This is a genomic window from Trichocoleus sp. DQ-A1 (assembly GCF_039961955.1).
Lineage (GTDB): Bacteria > Cyanobacteriota > Cyanobacteriia > Cyanobacteriales > FACHB-T130 > FACHB-T130.
In genome coordinates, this window is record NZ_JAMPKE010000033.1 from 15,568 (window position 1) to 36,886 (window position 21,319).

The following is a 21,319-nucleotide window of genomic DNA, read 5'->3' on the forward strand; positions in this document are numbered from 1 at the left end:
AGGCTAGGGAAAAGACTTAGTAATTGCAAAAACTTGTAGTTCCTCTGCGTAACTTTGCCCTTTCCCAGATTGCCCTTTGCGTTAAAAAATCATTACTCTTCTACTTGAAATATTCGTAAGCCCCAATGTCATGCTTTAGCCCTAGCGGGCGGCTCGATCCTGCATAATCATTCGTGACTTGAGTAAGCGTAGTACCTCTTTCAATGGCTAGGGAACCAGGCTGAAGCTTGTAGTCAGTTGCCACTGTAGTTCCCGGATTTACCAGCAACGGGTTGGCAGTGATATCGCCGGTACCCACAGCAATACCAGCACTGCCACCATACCAAGAGTTATTCTGAAATGCCAATCCCGTTTTGGCTGGAATTTCTGTCATCGCGACACTGCCAGTTTGGGAGAAAATGTTGTTGGCAATCAGATTGTTTGTATGACCTGGATCGCTATGGATCAGGAGCATGGCTCGCGTCGCTTTGTAAAAGGTATTGTTGGCGATAACAAAGTTCTTCAACCCTCCGCCTCTGCCGTAATTTGAAAAATAGGCAAAGCCTGTAAGTCCCCCAATGACGATATTGTTGCGGATTTTAATGTTATTCACTGGGTTGGAAAAATCGTAGTATTCATTGGATGCCTGAATCCCACTCGCTGGTTTACCGTCTCGGTAAAAGTTTGTGTTGTTGGTGGTGTAAATGTGGTTGCGCTCTACCGTGATGTCAGTAGCGTTGTCCAGGTATAGATTCACGCTGTAGTTGTCATACACCTTATTACCAGAAGCTACACCGCCCTTAGTCAAAATAAAGTCGATCCCCTCACCGTAGTTCTGATACACGTGGTTGTTGCTGATGGTGACATTGCTTGCTCTGCCACTAGCGATCCCCTGATCCCAACCATCAGCAAGGGTACGGCTTTTATTCGCAAGGCAATTCATATAAACGGTGTTGCCGTCGATTCGGATGTTTGAGGCTGTGGTCATATCTTTGTCGTAACCAACAAAGATACCGTTCTTGTAGGAGTTGTAAACGGTGTTGTTGAGGATCTGGAGGTTGTTGCCGCCCCAGGACACAATGCCTGTAAATTTGGAGTTCTTTACTTCAAAGCCCTTGAAGATGTTGTATGCGCCAGCTAGATTCACGATGTTGGTGTTGCTTGGCGTTTTAGTGCCATCTAAAATTGCTTTCTCGCCTGGATAGGATTGGTAGCTAATCGGACTGCTGGCGGTGCCGATGCTGCCAATGTATTGTTCTTTCGTAAAGCTGTAGGTGCCTCCCCGTACATATACCGTGTCGCCAGCCTTTGCCTTATAAGCTGCGTGACTGATAGTGGCAAATGGGCTGTTTTGGCTTCCAGAATTACTATCACTACCATTCGTCGCAACGTAGTAGGTGGTAATAGCGAGTGCTGGTTTTGTTACTAGTCCGACGCTAACCGTCGAGGCACTAAAAATCAACAGCAGGCTCAATCCAGAAGAGTGTACTTTAGACATTTTTTACTTCGTTGGTAAACGACAAGAACGCTAGAGATGACCCTGCTGTGCAGTTTTAGGAAGCTTCATCAAAACTTCATAAAACTGGTCTGCTAAATCCTAGCCGTCGTTAATACCGATTGAGATCCGCGATATTACTGACATCTTTCGGAGAAAAGGCTGAAATGCAGTAAAAACTTGCTTTATTTGTAGGCTTGTCTTGTGGTCGCTAGTTGCGTTTGCAAAAAAGTTACAAAGAATTTATCAGTAGTACGGAAACTGTACTTTATATAAAAAATATATATAACCGATCGCAAGCTAGCTAGAACAAGGTCTAACCCCGAGGATTATGGTGCTTGTAGCGTTTTTATTGTCCGTAATTAAAGGATTATTGCCAATAACCTTAACTTATGCCTGGATTTTAGGGCGAGTACCTTACGCTGACAATGAGCGCATCCTATGCACTCACAAGGTTTTGAAACTTTGCCACCAAGTTTGACAGCGTTAGCGATCGCTAACGCACCCTAGCTAACAAAAAGCCCCCTGCAAGCAGGGGGCTTTTAACCGAAGTGCGTTTTATGACTAAGTGTTTACTAACTCTGACTGCATCTCAGGCTGGGCTGGTTCTTCCTCAGTGATGCCGTAAATGGAGTTGTACAGTTTGACATACTCCTTCGCGGATGTGTCCCAACTGAAGTCCATCTGCATACCCCGCTTCTGCAACTCCTGCCATTGCGGTTTGAAGCGGAAAGCTTCCCATGCCCGAACCATACAGGTGTAAAGGTCTAGGGGTTCATAACGGTCGAAGGAGTACCCCGTACCAGCGTGGTTCACTGGATCGTGGAAAGAAACGGTATCGACTAAGCCACCCGTGCGACGGACAATCGGCACGCAGCCGTAACGCATCGCCAGCATTTGGCTAATGCCGCAAGGTTCAAAGCGGCTAGGCATGAGGAAAGCATCGCTACCCGCATAGATGCGTCTGGAGAGAGCATCGTTATAGAGTAAGTAGTTTGCCATGCGACCTGGGTAGCGGGAAGCCATTTGCCACATCTGGGTTTCGTAATAGCGATCGCCTGTACCCAGCAGGACAAACTGAGCATCGGTATACGCCATAAAGCGATCGAGCATTTGAATCACAAGATCGATGCCTTTCTGCTCCACCAGTCGCGTTACCATGCCAATCACAAAGGCATTTTTGTTAACTTCTAAGCCGACTTCTTCTTGCAGTGCAATTTTGTTGGCTTGACGTTTCTCAAGAGTATCAATTGTGAAGGTCTGAGTAATGTATTTGTCAGTGGCGGGGTCGTAAACCTCCGTATCGATGCCGTTAACAATACCGGATAACTTTCCGCTAATGAAAGACAGCAAACCTTCCAACGTTTCGCCATAAGCGGGGGTTTGAATTTGCTGGGCGTAGGTGGGGGAAACGGTGTTCACCTTGTTTGCAAACTGCACCGCTGCTGCCATTGTGTTGTGTCCTTGCATATACCAAGGACACCAAGTAATTTTCTCTAAATACCAACGCCAAGGCCCTTGATAAGCCAGATTATGAATCGTGAAGACGGTGGTAATATCGGGATCTTGGTTCATCCACACCGGAATCATCCCGGTGTGCCAGTCGTGGCAATGGATAATTTGCGGCTTCCAGTAATTCCAGCAAAACTCTGCTGCACCGTTAGCAAACAGCGTGAACCGCCAGTCTTCATCGTCCCCAGAATAGATGCGACGTGGCATGAAAGCCGGATGACCAAATAGGTACAGTGGCACATCGGTTCCAGGTAGAACGGTTTCATAAACTGAGAACGACTGGAACATGGCAGAACCCGACCAAACAGGGTCTTTGGGAATCTCCATTTTGTCGGGCAGCATACCGTAGTAGGGCATGAAGATTCGTACATCATGCCCCATTTTTCGCAGAATTTTTGGTAAGGCACCAACGACATCACCCATCCCACCCACTTTGGCGATGGGCGCTGCTTCAGCTGCAACAAACAGAATTCGCATTATTGCTGGCGTTTCCTGAAATATTTTGGTTACATCATACCGAGTCAGGGGATCGCCTACCCGATTTTGGAGTTTGATTTTGGATTAATGACCGCGTCCGACTTCGGTAAAAATCTCTTCTAAAATTGCCGAAGCTCCCTGTTCCCGTAACCGATGGGCAAGCTGAATTCCGATTTGTTCGGCATCGCTGGCAGCACCGCTAACGGTATCTTTAATCATCCGCTTGCCATCTAAACTGGCAACCATGCCCGTTAAGGTGAGTGTATCGCCGTCAATCTGAGTATTCACCCCGATTGGCACCTGGCAGCCACCTTCTAGGTTCCGTAAAAAGGCTCTTTCGGCGTAGCAGCGTTGAGCAGTGGGTTGATGCTCTAGTACCTTGAGTAATTCCAAAATTTCGGTGTCACCAGCACGGCACTCGATGCCTAAAGCACCTTGTCCGACGGCATGGAGGGATACTTCAGGGGCAATCACTTGATGAATGCGATCGCTCATTCCCAGGCGGTGCAATCCTGCTACTGCCAAAATAATTCCGTCGTATTCACCTGTATCTAGTTTTGCGAGTCGGGTGTTTAGGTTACCCCGAATATCTTTAAAAGATAGGTGAGGATAGTGGTGGCGCAGCTGTGCCAGTCGCCGCAGGGAAGAGGTTCCAATTACAGCCCCTTCTGGCAGGGTTTCCAGTTGCTTATCTTTGTGCTTTTCATGCACGACAAGCGCGTCTGCCGGATTTTCCCGTTCGCTAACGCATCCTAAAACCAATCCTTCTGGCAAGTTGGTGGGCAAATCCTTCAGGGAATGCACGGCAAAGTCTGTCTCTTGGTTGAGCATTCCCAGTTCGAGTTCTTTCGTAAAGAGTCCCTTATCGCCAATCTTGGCTAAGGCAACATCTAGAATTTTGTCCCCTTGAGTCGCCATCGTGTGGACTTCAAAGGTACATTCGGGAAAGTGTTTCTGGAGTTGTTCTTGCACCCAGTAAGTCTGAACGAGTGCGAGTTGGCTTTTGCGAGAACCGATGCGGATAGTACGAGCCGGACTAGAAACTGTAGGAGACATAAAGCGATCGCCTGAACACAGCAAATAAAGTCACCTGTTCTAGACTACCGCAGCCGTGGCTGTAATAAGCCTGGAGTTTGATGCCAACGCTCTCAAGATAGGTTAAGTAATATAAATTCTCCCGTGTGCTGGAAGTAAGCCAGTCATCGTTGATTGATGTCTAGCAGCGACAGCATCATTGATAGAGCGATCGCGTTCTTCAAGAGTCATCGAATTTACAGGCTACAAGCCATTGCCAATCAAGATGAACGGTGCCCAATAATAAGGGTGGCTCAGGCGAGCGATCGCATCTGGTGATGAAGTATTGCCAATACGTTCGATGACAATGCCCCCGCGCTTTTGATCCAAAGCTGTATAGTCGCTACTAATCAGAGCAGTTTGTGCCTGACGCAGGGCTTCAGCTTTTGTAGTGTTGCCCTTTTTGAGAGTTGCATAGAAGGCATTCATTAAGGCTTGAGTCCCGCCATCATCAACTGTCCACAAAGACGCGATCGCAGCCCTTGCCCCTGCTCTCTGCATCTGGTAGCCTAAGCCGAGAATCTCTTCACCATTCCCCAGTTTTCCGCCCAATCCGGTTTCACAGGCAGAAAGGACGACTAAATCCACGTTCTTGAGGCTCCACTTTTGGATGTCTCGCAGGGTAATACGTTCTCCATTTCCAAAGAGAATAAAAGAATCATCCGGTTTCCCTACGACAAACGCGGCATGAGTCGCTAGATGCACGACGGTGTAGTCGTCCATTTTGGGAACGGTGACTTGGGGAGTGAAAGCTTTATCGATGAATTGGGTTGTAGCCGGAACAGTCTTGGCTAAATTCTCCACCTCAACTCCAGCAAAGGGCAATCCCGAAAAGTCAAAGAATTCTCCGCCAACAGTAAAGCTGTAACGTCCCGTGGCAAAGGCCCCTGCTAAGACTTGCATTTGCCGTTGCGGTTGGGTGTTGAGTTCAGTGAGGGAAGCGGCGGTAATATTATTGATGCGGTAGCGTTGGACTAACCATTGATTGCCGTCGTACAAAGCGGCTAGGGGAACGTAACGCAGCTGAGCATCGGGGGCGTAGATAATCGTTTTGGCGTCTGCGGCTTTGAGTTCTGCTTCTAGGGGTTGAATCAGCCAGTTGTAGAGTTGTTGTGCGGGGGTTTTGGCGTCGGATGTGGGGTTTTGCAAAGCACTGCGAAATGCTGCAATTGTCTCGTTGAGTTGTTTTTTGGGAACAGAGACCATGCGGCGAATGGGGGGAGAGTCGGGCGTGGTGAGGATGAGTTCGATGCGATCGTCGAGAATTAAGGGGTAGAGGAGGACTGCTTTCTGTTGCAGATTCTTGAGGTTATCTTGTAAGGCGTTAAAGTCTCCCATCCGCAACAGCAAATCCTGAGATAAAGTTGCGGGACTTCGCTGTGTTACCAGTGCTAGGACTTCGGGACTCTTGGTGAAGTTGTTGAAATCTTCGACAATTGTTTCTTGAGCTTTCACCAGTTGGGCGATACGCTCCTCTTGTGCAGGAGTGAGCGTGCCGTTTTTTTGTTTGAGCTGTCGCAGTTGGGTGAGTTCTTTGCCAATTTCCACCGCTTTGCTGAGAATCGTCTGATAACTTGTCCATGTCTGTTGTTCAGGTGGGAGATTTGGCAATCCTTGAGCAGTATTGTTAGTGCCGCGAATGTTACGAAGGTAATCTTCAAGTTCTTGGACTTTGAGCAGGTCGAGAACTCGTTGCGCTTCGAGGACTCGGTCTTGTTTGAGGAGGAGGTCAGCGAGAGTGCGGTAGGTGCGTGCAACAGTTTCTGTATACGATTGCTGTTGCTCTTTTGGCAGTACTCGTAAATCTTGACGAACTGCCTCAGTAACATTAACGGATTGCTTGTAAAAGACAATCGCTAACTCTGGCTGGTTCTGTTTCTCTAGCGAGTAACCAATATTGCTGAGGGCTGTTCCTTCCCCTGCCTTGTCGCCGACTTGTTTGGCAATGGTTAAAGCTTGCTGGTAGAACTCCAAGGCTTTGGGGTACTGTTCTAAACTTTGATAAACAAAGCCAATATTGCTGAAAGTTCTCCCTTCCCCCGCCTTGTTGCTGACTTCTTTGGCAATGGCTAAAGCTTGCTGATAGAATTCCAGCGCTTTGGCATACTTTCCCAGGCTTTGATAAACTTTTCCAATGTCGTTGAGAGTCTCCCCTTTCGCTACTTTGTTGCGAACTTGTTGATGAAGGATTACAGCTTTTTGATAGCACTCTAGAGCTTTGGCATACTGTCCTAGGCTTTGATAAACTTGCCCAATATTGCCGAGAGTTACCCCTTGCGCTGCTTTATTACGAACTTGTTGGTGAATGGTTACAGCTTGCTGATAGAACTCTAGAGCTTTGGCATACTGTCCTAAATTCTGATAAAATTCTCCAATATTGCCCAGAGCATACCCAATCTCCCCATTATCACCAACTTCTTTAGCTATTGATAAGGTTTGCTGAAAGAACTCCAGCGCTTTAGCATACTCTCCCAAACTTTGGTAAACAAACCCAATATTACCAAGAGTTATCCCTTGCGCCATCTCGTTACCAACTTGTTGGTGAATAGCTAAAGCTTGCTGATAGAAATCCAGCGCTTTGTCATACTGTCCCAGAAATTTGTAAACTAACCCCATATAGTTGAGAGTTGCCCCTTCGAGTGAAAGCCTCTCGTTTGCTCTCACGATAGTTAAAACCTGTTGAAACGTCTCTAGCGCTTCTAAAAACTGACTTTTATTGAACTGCCGAACACCTTCTTGGTACAGTCGCAGGGCTTCAGCTTTTCTGTCTTGGGTCGTTTGCGCCTGAACTACTAGGGGTTCAAACTTCAAGGTAAGCGGAAAAAGGAGAGATGTCAGCGAAAGCAGTAGAGTAGCAGTGGCAAGGCTGATAGATTTGAGGCGGTAGTGCATTGGCAAGTCCTCCAGCTACTGGTTGGTAGATTCGGTCGCTCCTTCATCTATATCTTTATCTAAACCGGAGTTATGCAAAAATCTAATTGGTCGCTAGGGGCGTTGCAGAATAGAGTTAAGATACCGCGATCGCATTCTTCACCGATTTCATTTCAGTAGTGCGATCGCATTCTCGCTTTACTTATCGGCGTTGCTTAGATATTGCTCTAATTGTGCTGTACGTTGTTGTGTTACCGCTGCAAGGCAATTACTGTAAACCATCGGTTCCATTGTTCCGCCTGCAAATTCAGTTCTTTCATAAGTACAACTAGCATCTCTAAACTTGATCCAAGCTTGCTGCGCTGAAATTAATTTCTGTCGCCGCGAGCTTTGCAATCTTGGTAGGAGTTGTTTGTATACCTGGTTCAACTTTTTATCTGCATTTTGGTAATCTATTCCAGCACAAGCGTTCATTTCTCCTTGAGTCTGAGGATTATTGCAGTTAGGTCGTTGAGCTACGCGGATTCGTGATACATCTGGTGTTGCATTTGCATTTGTCACTGCCGCAGTACCTAAACTGAGCAAAGCTGCCACACCTACAATTGCGGGTAATAATTTGTTCATCGTTAAATCTTGAATTGCGTGCAGCCAATAACATAGCAAAAAGGTCATAGCAAAAAAGTGAAATGCGATCGCTCTTGATGAGCATTGGCTAGCATTGGCAAATGACGACTCCTGTTAGACCTATCAATCTATTTGAGTACGAAAGGCTAGCCAACGAGCATCTATCTCAGATGGCGTTGGATTACTACGCTAGCGGTGCTTGGGACGAAATCACGCTGCGGGATAATCGAGCAGCCTTTGAACGCTACAAACTCCGTCCTCGGATGCTGGTAGATGTCAGCCAGCGGGATTTAAGTACCACGATCCTCGGTCAATCTCTACAACTGCCAATTCTCATCGCACCAATGGCGTTTCAGTGTTTGGCGCATCCAGACGGTGAAATTGCTACTGCCAAAGCTGCGGCAAAAATGGGGATCGCGATGGTATTGAGTACCTTAGCAACCAAAAGTATAGAAGAAGTTGCCAGCGTCGCGAATCAGACACCGCAGTGGTTTCAGTTGTACGTGCATCGCGATCGCGCCCTTACCCGTGCTTTGGTAGAACGCGCCTATGCTGCCGGTTTCCAAGCGCTGTGTCTGACAGTTGATGCGCCTCTGCTGGGTAAGCGAGAGCGAGATACGCGAAATCAGTTTGTTTTGCCATCGGGGATGGAACTGGCTAATTTAGCCACGTTGACAGATTTAGAGATTTCCTATAAACCCGGCGAATCGGGTTTATTTGCCTATTTTTTAGAGCAGCTAAACCCAGCGCTAACTTGGAAGGATTTGGAATGGGTGCAATCTCTGTCGCCTTTGCCCTTGGTGGTAAAAGGGATTTTGCGGGGAGACGATGCGCTTCGGGCGGTGGAACATGGAGCCAAAGCGGTGATTGTTTCTAATCACGGGGGCAGACAATTGGATGGAGCGATCGCTACGATTGATGCTCTGAGTGAGGTGGTTGCGGCTGTGGGGGACACCGCAGAAGTTCTGGTGGATGGCGGTATCCGTCGCGGCACTGATGTCCTCAAAGCCCTGGCATTAGGGGCGAAAGCAGTATTATTGGGACGCCCCGTGTTGTGGGGATTAGCGGTAGGGGGAGAGGCGGGTGTCGGGCACGTACTGGAGCTTTTGCGAGATGAACTTGATTTAGCGATCGCTTTGAGTGGCTGCGCCAAGTTACAAGATATTGACTCCAGTTTGGTGCTGCGATTGTAGGAATGCTTGGTGTTGCGCTTGCCGATGAGAAGATGCGATCGCGCCTTTAAGACGGTAAATTCGCTGTATGTGACTAGGATCACCCAGTCCTGGAAATACGATCACATTTTCTCCGGCATGTCAATCACCTAATGTTAGATAAAAACTATTCATATTAGTAGTATCAGAATCTTATGCGCTAATTTATCTGCTGTGGGGGGGAGTTTGAGATGCTGGAAAAACTAATGGTAGCCGCGACTCTAACATTCTCTCTCAATGTATTTTTGGGACATAGCTGGTCAACTGCCCCTCAAATGGCATCAGAACTCAACTTGCAAGAAACCGCATCGCAAATTATCAGCCTCTTACCTCGCCCAAATACTCACACTCCAGAGAATGGCAGCGGTTCTAATTCTGTACGATAAAGCTTGATGTTTTCCCGAATGGTTTATGCTGGGGAAAATAGAGAGCTACCGCTGCACAACTCGATATGAAACCCCAAATCGCCGCAACAGCAGCACTGCTGACGACACTTTCCCTTGCTGCTCCTGCAAAAGCTGAAAACGTCGAACATACTAGACAGTTATTAGCGACTAAACAGTGTTCGCAGTGCAACCTCAGTGGTGCGGGTCTAGCTTTAGCTGACTTATCAGGAGCTAATCTTACTGGCGCTGATTTGAGCCGTGCTAATCTTAGTCGTGCCAACTTGAGTGGAGCCGACCTCAGAGGTGCAAATCTGAGCGGGACTTCTCTATTTGGCGTCAATCTAAGCGGTGCAAACTTGACAGGTGCGAACCTGGCAGGCGCTGACCTGAGAGAAACTTTTCTTGTTAATGCAAATTTGGCGGGTGCTAACATCAATGGTGCTAACTTGCAGGCTGCTATTGGCATCCCTAGCTACGCAGCCACGCCTGAAGATTTCTACGCATGGGGTGTAGCAGAGGGTCAAAAAGGAGACCAACAAGGGGCAATCGATCATTTCAACCAATCGCTGGCTCTTAAGCCCAACTTTGCCCCCGCATATCTAGCCAGAGGAGTGGCGCGTTATCAAATGGGCGATCGCTCCGGAGCCGTTCTGGATTCTCAGAAAGCTTCCGAACTCTTTACCATCCAGGGAAATATTCAAGGCTATCAGACTAGCCAAGTTTTCATTAAAGAGCTGACAACACCTTTGCAGGAAGCGGGTAGCAGCGGCGGAAATTTGGCGAATTTCCTAGGAGGTATTGGGAGCTTACTCCTCCGATTGCTTTTTTAATTCTGCTAGGGTGGGTTCAAATCCCTGCCCAGTATTTACGAGTCAGTTTATGACGATATCCAGCGATTTGTGGCAGGAAAATCAAGATTTAGCACAAGCCTGCCTCAAGCATCCTTTTGTCCAAGGCATTGCCGACGGCACGCTACACCAGCAGCGATTTGCTTACTATGTGGGACAAGATGCCTTTTTCTTAGAAGCTTTCGCTCGTGCCTACAGCATTGCTGCTGCTAAAGCTCCCGACGCGGAGGGATTTAATACGTTTCATTCCCTAGCTGGGGGCGTTTTAGATGAACTTTCCCTTCATCAAGGCTATGCAGATGAGTGGGGAGTCAACCTGCAAGCAGTAGAACCGGGAGCCGCTACACGCCGCTACACGGACTTTTTATTAGCAACAGCTTGGAGTTCGGAGGTTGGTCTAATTGCTGTGGCAATGGCACCCTGTATGCGTCTGTATACTTTCTTAGGTCAGCAGATAGCTCAGAGTGGAATAAAAGACCATCAATACACTAACTGGATTCGCACTTATAGCAGTGAGGAATTTGAGCAACTAGCTCAGAAATTAGAAAAGCTGGCTGATCGTTATGCCTCTACCACAGCATCTTTGAAATCAACTTACCGCTATGCGATGTTGTGCGAACGAGACTTTTTTCAAGCTGCCTGGGAGGCTATTGATTTAAAAATCTAGATTTCAATTGATAGCAATTCTCGATTGGATGCAGTACAGTTTCACCCTATCTCTGTGTCTTCCCGCTCACCCAGAAGGCTTTAATATTCTCTCCCCTCTCCGTGAAGGTCGAGGGGTTGGGGGCGAGGTTCTGAGTTGAAAAGCAGTGCGGGTTAAGAAGATGTTTCTAAATATTATTGCAGAATTCTATTTTTATCCCTTGATTTTATCTTTGATTTGCTGCCACAAGCTTTTTTTCTTCTGAGTGAATGCTACTTGAGCTGGTTTAGGTTCATTCAGATAACGATAGTGTTCCCAAATATCCCAATACGAACCACCTGGCTCTAAACGGACGCCCGCCCAGTGTACAAACTTCAGAGGTTGGTTAACTTTTGGATCGACTAATTTATAGCCTTCCTGCTTAAAATGCGGGCTTCCTGCCCAATTTCCAGGCCCCTTCCCGTTTTCTCGAACAATATTAAATCGTCGAGACATTCGCTTTAATACGAGATAATTAAGAATCGTTTGGTCGGAGTTCAAAACATAAAAATATTCAGGATGAGATGCACAGAACTCAAAAGTATCTTGCAAGTCTTGTTGAGTAATTAGGTTTTTCTTAGAACCCCAGAAACCACTATTGAAAACATCTTTCAATTCGTCTTCAGTGAAAATTTCTGTAATTTTGGGTGTAAAAACTTGTTTGATGCCTCCTGTGTATTGATAATCGCAGCAGATAAAATCATTATTTGCAAGATAATTAAGATTTTCTATGATTTTTTCAAATACAACGATATCAGTATCAATATATAGAAATTCATCGAAAGGACCAAACCAACAGGCTAACTTGCGAAGCAAATTGGGTCTATCTAAAAGGTTGTCACCACAGGTCTGCTTGACTAAATCATCTATCTTTTCTAATAACTGTAAATCTTCGTATATTTTTACCCCATAAGAATTCGTAATAATATCAGCGATCGCTTGATACTGATTGTTATAGGGAATCATCACAATCGGACTATCAGCATCATAAGCACGAATGCTATTCAATAGCGCGATCGCATTATCAATTACGCGATCGTTAGCAAGAATATAGATACCACGACTCATTCAAATATCCTCAACTGGTGAATCCAATTTTCTTTAAAACTCTTTTGGCTAAACTTGGAGCCTGATTGTAAGGTGTCGGTTTGGTTGTAAACTTGGGGCGCTTCTCTGGTTCGTGAAGATAGCGATAATACAAGAAAATATCCCGATAGGGAAAATCAATATTTTCTCCCTCACTAATCCGAGAAAACAATTTTGATGACAGCCCAATATAGTGTAGATAGGTTAGTCGTTTGCCTCGATCGTACAGAATATTATCCCTAGCTTCAAAATGGGGAGAAGTAACCGCGTTTCCAGTCTTTTTGTCGTCAGGTAAATGCAGCGCCAAGTTATAAACTGGAATCTCGCCTCTCATCGTCATATAGTTAAGAACTGATTGGTTAGGCGCTGGCATAAATAAAATTTCTGCCTCGCCTTCCTCAAGCTTGGATACTAACCAATCTCTTTGTTCCTGGGGAAATAACCCTCGCTTCCCGGCGTACATTCCGGCACAAAATATCTCTGTGCTAAGCCGGTTTTTATCAACAACTTCTAATAATTTTGGTGACTGGAGATTAAAGATATGATTGGGGGATTTATACTGAAAATCATAAACTACAAAATCATTCTCATTTAATTTATCAAATATAATTTTTAAGGAATCCATGACTACGATATCGGCATCTAAGTAGATAAACCTTTCAAAAGGGCTATCCGCATCAAAGGCGCAGTATCGCCGATTCATGCCTATACGATTAACACCGGGTATTCCTTGTTCTTGCCAAGTCTTTAAAGCAGTTGGATGAGCTGCCCATACCCGTTTAGAAAAATCTTCCCAACGAGCAAACAAGTTAACATCATCCAGCAAGGTTACATTTTCCCGATTAGCGATTTCCGCGCGAACTCGATCTACTCGATTATCATAGGCAATAACGCAGACTGGGATTTCTTTACCGACATTGGCTTCTATGCTATTTAATAGAGCAACGAGTTGGTCGTAGACTACATCATTCGCTAGTGTATAGATGCCGTCTGTCATATAAAAATCCTCAGCAGGTTAATTTGAATAATACATTAAAATCTTTTTAGGAGCTTCCTGATGTCTAAAACACAAAGGCAGAATTAATGTCAATTGCTAGCTGTTCACTGTGGATTTTGGTAGCGCGAACCGATCTGCCGTTCATGATGCACACCATTCCTCATCTAGTGAAGATGAGTAAATTCAAGTTTAGCGAACGGGTGTTGGCTGTAGATACGGCACCGCTAACGGGGGACAAAGTCGGGCGTCCAGGCATCGGTACTCTAGAACAGTTACGGGAGCGCTGCGATCGCTTACTGCGCGATGGTGTGGTAGATAAAGTAGTCGATATTGACTACTCCGGAGCCTATCACGACCGAGTATATCGCAAACATTTTGGCAGCCGCATCCGGTATACACATAACTATAAGGGCTATCCCATTTTGGGCACGATTTTTCACATTGAAGAAGCCCAAGGTGACTATATGCTTCACTATGACAGCGATATGCTGCTCCATCAGCAACCCGATTATAGCTGGGTAGAAGAGGGGATGAAGTTGATGCAACAACACCCGGAAGTGATGGCAATCAGACCGCTGACTGGGCCACCGACAGAGGATGGTAATATGTATCAACGGGTGCCCTATGAGCGGAACCCGCATGGTTTCTACACATTTAAGTTTTTCAGCAGTCGCATTTACTTAATTGACAAGAAGCGTTTCGACAAGTTACTTCCATTACCAGTGCTGTGGCGTCCTTATCGGCAAAAGATTGCCAATCGGTTGCCAGTGAGGTTACAAACGATATTGAACAATATCGCTGGTAAAGGGGCTTTGGATTCTTGGGAAGTGATGGTATCGAACCAACTGGAGGCGACGCAGTATGTCCGAGGGGTTCTCGATTCTCCGAAAGCCTGGACGGTTCATCCAAAAGACCGGGGTTCAGAATTTATTGAAGCTTTACCTAAAATAATCGAGAAGGTTGAAACAGGGTGGTATCCTCCGGAACAAGCCGGTCATTATGACCTTCAGTTGAAACATTGGCTTTGACAGAGCGTTTGAAGATTTCTTGTATTGCTTGATTTTCAAGATTTACCGTAGTTATCCATGCTTATCTCCATCCCTCATGGCTGAACAGCTTCCAACGATTTATTTTTATCTTCCCGAATCGGACTGGCCTGATAGCAACATTCCGGTGAATCCTGAAACTTATCAAGAAGTTTATAAAAGTGGTAAATGCACTGGCACGTACAACTGGATATTACAAACCTATCTTCGGCTGAAAGCTGATGGTTTTCCCTGCGAAATTGCCGGGAAACTACCTGCTGAGGGTATTGTTGTTGCGTGGACAAGTACTGTACCAAACGATCTGCGACCGGGGCCAAAACTAATATTAGTGGTTGTTTGTGGAGATAAAGGGAAACACCGTTACGCACAGCTTCATGTTGTCCAAAATCGCCAGGAAATGCTTTATCCACACGTACATGTTGGGGATAAATATCTGTTTCCCGGAGAAAAATATTACATTCCGCATTGGCCTCAACCAGGGTTGATCCCGCGAGATCCAGCACGAGGCGATCGCTTTGAGAATGTTGCCTATCTGGGTCGTAAAGAAAATTTGGTGGTTGAGCTGAGGCAACCGTCATGGCAGGAGCAGATGAATGCCTTAGGTTTGCACTTTCAGGTGGTCAGAAACCCGATTCAATGGAACGACTACAGTGAGATTGATGCAATCGTGGCTGTCCGCAGCTTTAATCGTAAAAATGATTACTACTGGAAACCGGCTTCAAAGCTTTACAACGCCTGGATTGCTGGTGTACCTGCAATTCTAGGACGATGCGAGTCTGGGTACCGATTGGAGCGCAAAAGCGAACTCGACTATCTAGAAGCGGGTTCTGTTGATGAAGTGATGTTGGCACTGAAACGTCTTCGCGATGACAAAGAGTTGCGTCGTGCAATGGTTGAAAATAGTAAGCTCCGTGCGGAGGAACTACAACCCGATCAGCTCGTCAGACAGTGGCGCACCTTTTTAACAGACATAGCAATTCCAGCTTACGACCGCTGGTGTACGGCTTCAAATTCGACCAGGAAAGTATTTTTAACACGCCGTGACTTAGCGATTCAAACACAGGGAGTTCGCATTCGCCTAAGCAACCTCTCACACAAAATCAGAACGATTTAAGATTTGCCTGCCGATTCCCTGAATAACGGATGGTTTTCTATACACTCTTATGACTGATAAGCTACTACCGATTTATTTTTACATTCCCCAAAGCGATTGGCCCGGCGACATACCGGAAACGATTGATACTTACTGGCAATGGTTGGATGCAAAACGCGGAATGTACAACTGGACATTGCAAACTTATCTGCGCCTCAAAGCTGATAATTTTCCGTGCGAATTGGTAGGAACCCTGCCGACAGAGGGAATTGTCGTGGCGCATTGGGACTTTCTTCCACAAAGCCTACAACCAGGATCGAAGGTGCTGATTGTTTGCATTCAGGCAGACCGAGCGCAACATCCCTATGCACAGATTCATATTGTGCAAAATCCGCAAGAGGAAATGGTAGTACGTTCGGTGAAGCTTTGGGAAAGCTACTTTATGCCGTACTGGCCTCAGCCAGGGTTAATTCCCCGCAATCCCTGGAGGGGCGATCGCTTTGAGAATGTTGCCTATGTGGGTCGTGAGGAAAATTTAGCACGAGAATTGCGAGAGCCGGAATGGCAGGAACAACTCAAGGATCTAGGTTTGCGATGGGAAATCGTCAATAGTCGCGATCGCTGGAGCGATTACAGTGAAATCGACGCAATACTAGCCGTTCGCAACTTTAACCGTCATGGCGATTACAGTTGGAAACCAGCAACGAAGCTATATAACGCATGGCACGCTGGTGTACCCGCAATTATGGGTACTGATTCGGCATTCCGCGCCGAGCGCAAGAGCAAACTAGACTATTTGGAAGTAGCTTCTCTTGAGGATGCGATCGCTGCTCTCAAACGCCTGCGCGATGACAAAGAATTGCGTCATGCCATGATTGAAAATGGTCGAGTCCGTGCTGAGGAAACAAAGGCAGAAAGATTGGTAGAACGGTGGCGCAGCTTTTTAACAGAGATAGCTGTCCCAGCCTACGAACGCTGGTGTACGGCATCGAGTTTGACCCGGCAAACATTTCTGAAGCGCCGCTACCTAGCTGTCGAAACGAAAGATTTACGGCATCGTATCCGAATTGCGCGATCGCAGGTGTCTCGTCCCGTAAAATCCCTCGTGTTGCGGGTTAGAGGAGCTTGGAATTCCCGTTAAATTGAGAATAACGACAACACTCAGTAACACTTAGTGGTGCAAAGCAGCACTATTTACTGTCAATTTAACAAACTTCTAGGCAAGGCAACAAAAGCAGCTTTTTGATTGCAGATTTTATATGCCTAAATTGCCTACTAACGCCTGCTCCTGTTCATACCGTTATGGCTGATAAATTACCGCCAATATATTTTTACCTTCCCCAATCTGACTGGGTTGAGGATATGCCAAAGAGTGCCGATACTTACTGGCAAGGTTTTGGACAAGGTATATACTGTTGGACGCTACAAACTTACCTTCGCCTCAAAGCAGATGGCTTTCCGTGTGAACTAACAGGAACCATGCCTACTGAGGGAATCGTATTAGCACATCGGCGATCTTTCCCCTTTGCTTTACAGCCACAAGCAAAATTGCTGATGGTTTGTCTGAAGGCAGACTACGAGCGACATCCCTATGCACAGCTTCATGTTGTGCAAAACCCTCAAGAAGAATCGACCTTCAAAGATAGTTCCTACATTCCACTTTGGTCGCAACCAGGGTTAATTCCTCGCGATCCTGCACGAGGAGATCGATTTGAGAATGCTGCCTACTTTGGTATTACGTATAACTTAGCATCTGAACTAAAGAAGCCATCCTGGCAGGAGCATCTGAAGGCTTTAGGTTTGAGTTGGCAGATAGTGAAGTCTGAGCGCTGGAACGACTACAGTGATGTCGATGTAGTCGTAGCTGTGCGTAGCTTTGATCGCCAAGATTACACCTGGAAACCTGCCACGAAGTTGATTAACGCCTGGTGTGCTGGTGTACCGGCAATTCTAGGGACAGATTTTGCATTCCGAGCAGAGCGCCAAAGCGAACTAGACTATTTGGAAGTACCTTCCCTTGAGGATGCGATCGCTGCTCTCCAGCGCCTTCGTGACGACAAAGAGTTGCGGCGTGCCATGATGGAAAACGGTCGAGTCCGTGCTGAGAAAACACAACCGGTGAGGCTAGTTATACAATGGCGCAACTTCCTCACAGATGTAGCCGTTCCAGCCTATGAACGCTGGTGTACGGCATCAACTTGGAGCCGACAAACATTTTTGCAGCGCCGTTCCTTATCTATCAAAATAAACAGCGTGCAACATCGCATACAACTACTTGCATCAGGAAGTAAAAAAAACTAAAAACTTAAAAACTTATTTATTTAAATCAATCGAAATTACAACAAAACTCAGGGGTTTATCAATTTAAGCAGCATCGTCTGAGCGCTACAAATCGTTTACATAGACATATTCTTTGTGTTCATTTAACATTCTTCATATCTTTTTAGGGAACACATACATATCACAAGAATGAATTATTTTACCAAACTTGGACTTATCAAATCCCCTATTGTAAATTTGGAAAAGACGCTTTTAAAATCAAAGATAAAGTACAAGAACTTTTAGATTCTTGCAAAAGTTGAAAAGCGTAAGTGCATTAATGTTTTGAAGAATAACAATAGATAATTTTTATTTCATCTTAGAGCTATCTTCGAGAAATTCTAAAGTTCTGAGCAGGCGAATTGCTGACTCGTAAGCTTCTTCGGTTAATTCGCGTGACTCTTCTGTACTGTCTACCAAGTCATCAACCACTAGCTTCAGAAAACCAATCATGGGGTTCAGACGAGACCGAACTTCGTAAGAAGTTTTGACTAAAGCTTCATTAACGGCGGCTTTAATGACATTTTGAGTTGTTTCAGAGAACTGCATTGAGTACAGACGGGTATAGTAGCCGTTTTTCTTTAAAAGTTCCGCATGAGTACCGAGTTCCACAACACGACCTTTTTCCATTACAGCAATTTGATCGGCTTTTTGCACGGTGGAAAGGCGGTGAGCAATGACAACTGTTGTGCGATCGCGGCAAAGTTCATCAATCGCCTGTTGTACCAAACGCTCTGAAACCGTATCCAAAGCACTGGTGGCTTCATCTAAAATCAAGATTTCTGGGTTGCGTAACAGTGCGCGAGCGATCGCAATCCGTTGTCGTTGTCCTCCCGATAGGAGAACTCCTCGATCCCCAATGGTTGTATCAAAGCCTTGAGGTAAGTTCACAATGAATTCGTAGGCGTTGGCTCGTTTAGCCGCTGCAATTACCTCTTCCTCACTCAATTTCTCCCATGCATAGGCGATATTATTGCGGACGGAATCGTTAAATAGGAACGTATCTTGGCTGACAATGCCCATCGCTTTTCTCAGTGAGTGCATGTCAAATTCCTTCATATCTCTTCCATCTATCGTGATCCGACCCTCTGTCGGATCGTAAAATCTGGGTAGCAAATCGACCAGCGTTGACTTGCCTGCCCCGGATGCTCCTACTAAAGCAAGAGTTTTTCCTTTAGGAATCCCTAAATCTATCTTGTTTAGAATTAAATCCTCATTCCCCGGATAGGCAAAAGACACGCCCTCAAAACGAATTTCCTCTTTAAATCCGGTGTAAGGAACGCCACCATTTACCATTAATGGCTTGTTATCCCGGCGCAAGAAATCTGTCACCACTTCAACGCTGGGGGCAGAGTTGGCAAATTCGCCCCTCGCACTGTTTAACTGACCCACGAAAGGCAGTAATCGGAACAGGACAACTAGATAAGTCAGCAGTACTGCCGAGAGCGACTCCAACTGCTGTAAAAATAAAGCACGACCTAACAATACAATTGCTAATACAACAATAATTCCCGATACTTCGTTGATAGGCGCAATCGCTGCCGAGTTCGCTTGCGATTGTAATTCCGCTTGTTCGCGTTCCTTGATCAGTTCGTTTAGTCGCTGGAATTCCCGCTCTTCATTGCTAACACTTTTGATAAGCCGAATCCCAGTCAAAACTTCAAGTTGGGCACTAGAATAAGCTTTTGATGCTCTTGATACTGCCTTCCCAAATTTTTTAGAGCGCTGGATATAAAATTGATTTGGCAGTGTTACTAAAATCAATAAAACTGTAGATGCTAAGGTCAGTTGCCAAGAAATTAGTAACAATATCCAAACAAATACTAAAATTGTGACTGCTGTGATAAATAGCCGTATTAAAACGCGAATTGAACCAGCAGTACGACTAACTTCTTGTCCTAACCGATTGATGATATCTCCAACTTTCGTCTTTCCAAAATATTCAAGATCGACATCTAATAATAGCTGAATTCCTTCTTTACGAATATCGTTGACCAAGGATTTAGATAAGTAGCTACCGACTAGAGAGCTTATATAGCTAGTCACATTTTTTAGAATAATGGCTAGTAATACTGCCGCAGTCATTGCGATGAGACGGTTTTCTCCAGTAAAACCGTCAAACACGGATAGCATTCTCCGAATCAGGGGGGGGCCTCCGGTTAAATTCAGCTGATTCTGCCCTAAAAAGTCCAGCACTACCGGCACAATTAAGGTTGTACTGACTCCATTAAATAGAGCGCCGGAGAAGCCCAGAATAACCGTCGCTATGACTAAGACGGGATACCGTAACGCAAATTGTAGAAGTAACTTATTAGAGTTTGAAAACATACTTTCTCTTCTGCTACGAAGCGAGCTTCACTTGATTGATAGTCTAAACTTTTCCAGCTAGTTGCAAATCTTTAATCACATCAGATAGTATAGATGCCATTGTCTCGGTACTATAGTGGGATATACATCTTTCTCTTGCTTTTATACCCTGCTGATTTGCTTCATCTAAATGCTCGAATATCCATTGGATTTTTTCAGCAATTTCTTCTGGAGATTCAGGAGCAACCAGATAACCTGTGCCGCCTAGAATTTCTGGAATATCGCCAACGTAAGTAGACAGAATTGGCTTTGCCATTGCCATTCCATCTGTTAATTTGAGCGGGAACTGAGCCTGTGCGGCAGGGGTATCTCGTTGGGGAACAACCACAATATGGGCAGCGGCTACCACAGCAGGCATTTCTGAAACTGGATATTTTGGTAGTTTGATAATCCAACGCTCCCACTGTTGCATTAATTGATTATCGTAGGCATCGTAGGGACTTCCCCCAACAATTACGAGTCTAAGGTCTGGCTGATTCAGCCGGTCTAGTGCTGCTAAGACATCTTCAAGACCTTTGTACGGTCGTGGCGCTCCTGGAAACATTAAAATACGGTAGCCTGTGAGACCATAACGGATTCTACTTGCTTCAGAATCGAATTGGCTAGGATCGAAAAGAGTAGTATCTTTACCATTCGGTAAATATACACCTCCAAAGCGAGCTTTCAAGAATTGAGTGTGTAATGTAATCGTATCGGCATAGGATACCAAGCTTTCCATCCACTTCAAATAAAGAGGGTGATCTGGATATCTTAATGCCCCATCAGGCTTCAAAGTATCTCTATAAAATTGCTTTAAACTGGGACGATATTTCCATTGCTCGCCTCCATGCCAACTGAGTTCCCAGTCATCTATATCTAAAATAACAGGACAACGAGCTGTTATTTTCTTAATGATAGATAATCCGAAACTTGTAGGTTTCAGTTTTACGGCGTATATAATATCTCCATCAATTTGTTTTATGAGTTTTTGAGCGGCTTTTATAAAACCTGAATGATAAGCGCAAGGAATAGCAACAATTGGTATGTTCGATTGAGCGACTTCTAGTGATTCTTCACCAAAAACAAAACCAAAAATTTTTACTTCATGGTTAAGTTTCTTTAAGGCTTCATATAGCAAAAACGTACGAACAGCCCCTCCCCATCTTCCTGCACCACTAGCGGATAGATCGCTTACAATCAATGAAATTTTTATTTTTTTGTTTTGCTGTAAATCCACAAATTTCTAGTTAAATTTAGATAGTTGAACATA

The 21,319-nt window shown here is 45.4% G+C and carries 17 protein-coding genes; 8 read left to right on the forward strand and 9 right to left on the reverse strand.

Translation table 11 applies throughout. From position 1 onward, the window contains the following. Window positions 1-100: 100 nt before the first annotated feature. The 5 genes from NDI33_RS22415 to NDI33_RS22435 all read right to left on the reverse strand — a co-directional run bounded on the left by NDI33_RS22415 (window position 101) and on the right by NDI33_RS22435 (window position 8,032). The gene (locus NDI33_RS22415) at window positions 101-1,477 is read right to left on the reverse strand and encodes a right-handed parallel beta-helix repeat-containing protein (RefSeq protein ID WP_190527266.1); all 1,377 of its coding nucleotides are present in this window, start codon (window positions 1,475-1,477) and stop codon (window positions 101-103) included. Window positions 1,478-2,038: 561 nt separating this feature from the next. After that, on the reverse strand, window positions 2,039-3,463 hold the full coding sequence (gene glgA / locus NDI33_RS22420; RefSeq protein WP_190411276.1) for a glycogen synthase GlgA: 1,425 nt from the start codon (window positions 3,461-3,463) through the stop codon (window positions 2,039-2,041). Between the two features lie 84 nt (window positions 3,464-3,547). Continuing rightward, window positions 3,548-4,519 carry a hydroxymethylbilane synthase gene (gene hemC, locus NDI33_RS22425; protein ID WP_190411275.1) on the reverse strand — a complete coding sequence of 324 codons (972 nt, stop codon included), beginning with the start codon at window positions 4,517-4,519 and terminating at the stop codon, window positions 3,548-3,550. A 222-nt stretch (window positions 4,520-4,741) separates the two neighbouring features. Next, window positions 4,742-7,429, reverse strand: coding sequence for a tetratricopeptide repeat protein (locus NDI33_RS22430; RefSeq protein WP_190675430.1), 2,688 nt, complete (start codon window positions 7,427-7,429; stop codon window positions 4,742-4,744). Between the two features lie 177 nt (window positions 7,430-7,606). After that, on the reverse strand, window positions 7,607-8,032 hold the full coding sequence (locus NDI33_RS22435) for a lysozyme inhibitor LprI family protein (protein WP_190675432.1): 426 nt from the start codon (window positions 8,030-8,032) through the stop codon (window positions 7,607-7,609). Window positions 8,033-8,133: 101 nt separating this feature from the next. On the opposite strand from NDI33_RS22435, the gene NDI33_RS22440 reads away from it, so the two are divergent. The 4 genes from NDI33_RS22440 (at window position 8,134) to NDI33_RS22455 (ending at window position 11,144) form a co-directional block, all read left to right on the forward strand. Then, a complete protein-coding gene (locus NDI33_RS22440) occupies window positions 8,134-9,225 on the forward strand; it encodes an alpha-hydroxy acid oxidase (protein ID WP_190675434.1) in 1,092 nt (363 codons plus the stop codon). Window positions 9,226-9,434: 209 nt separating this feature from the next. Continuing rightward, on the forward strand, window positions 9,435-9,629 hold the full coding sequence (locus NDI33_RS22445; RefSeq protein WP_190411270.1) for a hypothetical protein: 195 nt from the start codon (window positions 9,435-9,437) through the stop codon (window positions 9,627-9,629). A 65-nt stretch (window positions 9,630-9,694) separates the two neighbouring features. Further along, window positions 9,695-10,459, forward strand: coding sequence for a pentapeptide repeat-containing protein (locus NDI33_RS22450; RefSeq protein ID WP_190675437.1), 765 nt, complete (start codon window positions 9,695-9,697; stop codon window positions 10,457-10,459). A 49-nt stretch (window positions 10,460-10,508) separates the two neighbouring features. Next, window positions 10,509-11,144, forward strand: coding sequence for a TenA family protein (locus NDI33_RS22455; RefSeq protein ID WP_190675439.1), 636 nt, complete (start codon window positions 10,509-10,511; stop codon window positions 11,142-11,144). Between the two features lie 192 nt (window positions 11,145-11,336). On the opposite strand, the gene NDI33_RS22460 is transcribed toward NDI33_RS22455, so the two are convergent. Together NDI33_RS22460 and NDI33_RS22465 are read right to left on the reverse strand one after the other, a co-directional pair. Then, a complete protein-coding gene (locus tag NDI33_RS22460) occupies window positions 11,337-12,230 on the reverse strand; it encodes an Npun_R2821/Npun_R2822 family protein (RefSeq protein ID WP_190675441.1) in 894 nt (297 codons plus the stop codon). A gap of 10 nt (window positions 12,231-12,240) precedes the next feature. After that, the gene (locus NDI33_RS22465; protein WP_190675443.1) at window positions 12,241-13,245 is read right to left on the reverse strand and encodes an Npun_R2821/Npun_R2822 family protein; all 1,005 of its coding nucleotides are present in this window, start codon (window positions 13,243-13,245) and stop codon (window positions 12,241-12,243) included. 86 nt (window positions 13,246-13,331) lie between these two features. Here NDI33_RS22465 and NDI33_RS22470 point away from each other — a divergent pair, with 86 nt between their 5' ends. The 4 genes from NDI33_RS22470 to NDI33_RS22485 all read left to right on the forward strand — a co-directional run bounded on the left by NDI33_RS22470 (window position 13,332) and on the right by NDI33_RS22485 (window position 17,685). Next, window positions 13,332-14,273: a glycosyltransferase family A protein gene (locus NDI33_RS22470; protein ID WP_190411265.1), complete on the forward strand. Its 942-nt coding sequence runs from the start codon at window positions 13,332-13,334 to the stop codon at window positions 14,271-14,273. A 76-nt stretch (window positions 14,274-14,349) separates the two neighbouring features. Beyond that, window positions 14,350-15,405, forward strand: a complete 1,056-nt coding sequence (locus NDI33_RS22475; protein WP_190675445.1) for a hypothetical protein — start codon at window positions 14,350-14,352, stop codon at window positions 15,403-15,405. Window positions 15,406-15,454: 49 nt separating this feature from the next. Further along, window positions 15,455-16,525: a hypothetical protein gene (locus tag NDI33_RS22480; protein ID WP_190675447.1), complete on the forward strand. Its 1,071-nt coding sequence runs from the start codon at window positions 15,455-15,457 to the stop codon at window positions 16,523-16,525. Between the two features lie 161 nt (window positions 16,526-16,686). Beyond that, window positions 16,687-17,685, forward strand: coding sequence for a glycosyltransferase (locus NDI33_RS22485; protein WP_190675449.1), 999 nt, complete (start codon window positions 16,687-16,689; stop codon window positions 17,683-17,685). A 327-nt stretch (window positions 17,686-18,012) separates the two neighbouring features. On the opposite strand, the gene NDI33_RS22490 is transcribed toward NDI33_RS22485, so the two are convergent. Next, window positions 18,013-20,031 carry an ABC transporter ATP-binding protein gene (locus tag NDI33_RS22490; protein WP_190675451.1) on the reverse strand — a complete coding sequence of 673 codons (2,019 nt, stop codon included), beginning with the start codon at window positions 20,029-20,031 and terminating at the stop codon, window positions 18,013-18,015. Between the two features lie 43 nt (window positions 20,032-20,074). After that, window positions 20,075-21,286 carry a glycosyltransferase gene (locus NDI33_RS22495; protein WP_347275890.1) on the reverse strand — a complete coding sequence of 404 codons (1,212 nt, stop codon included), beginning with the start codon at window positions 21,284-21,286 and terminating at the stop codon, window positions 20,075-20,077. Window positions 21,287-21,319: the final 33 nt, after the last annotated feature.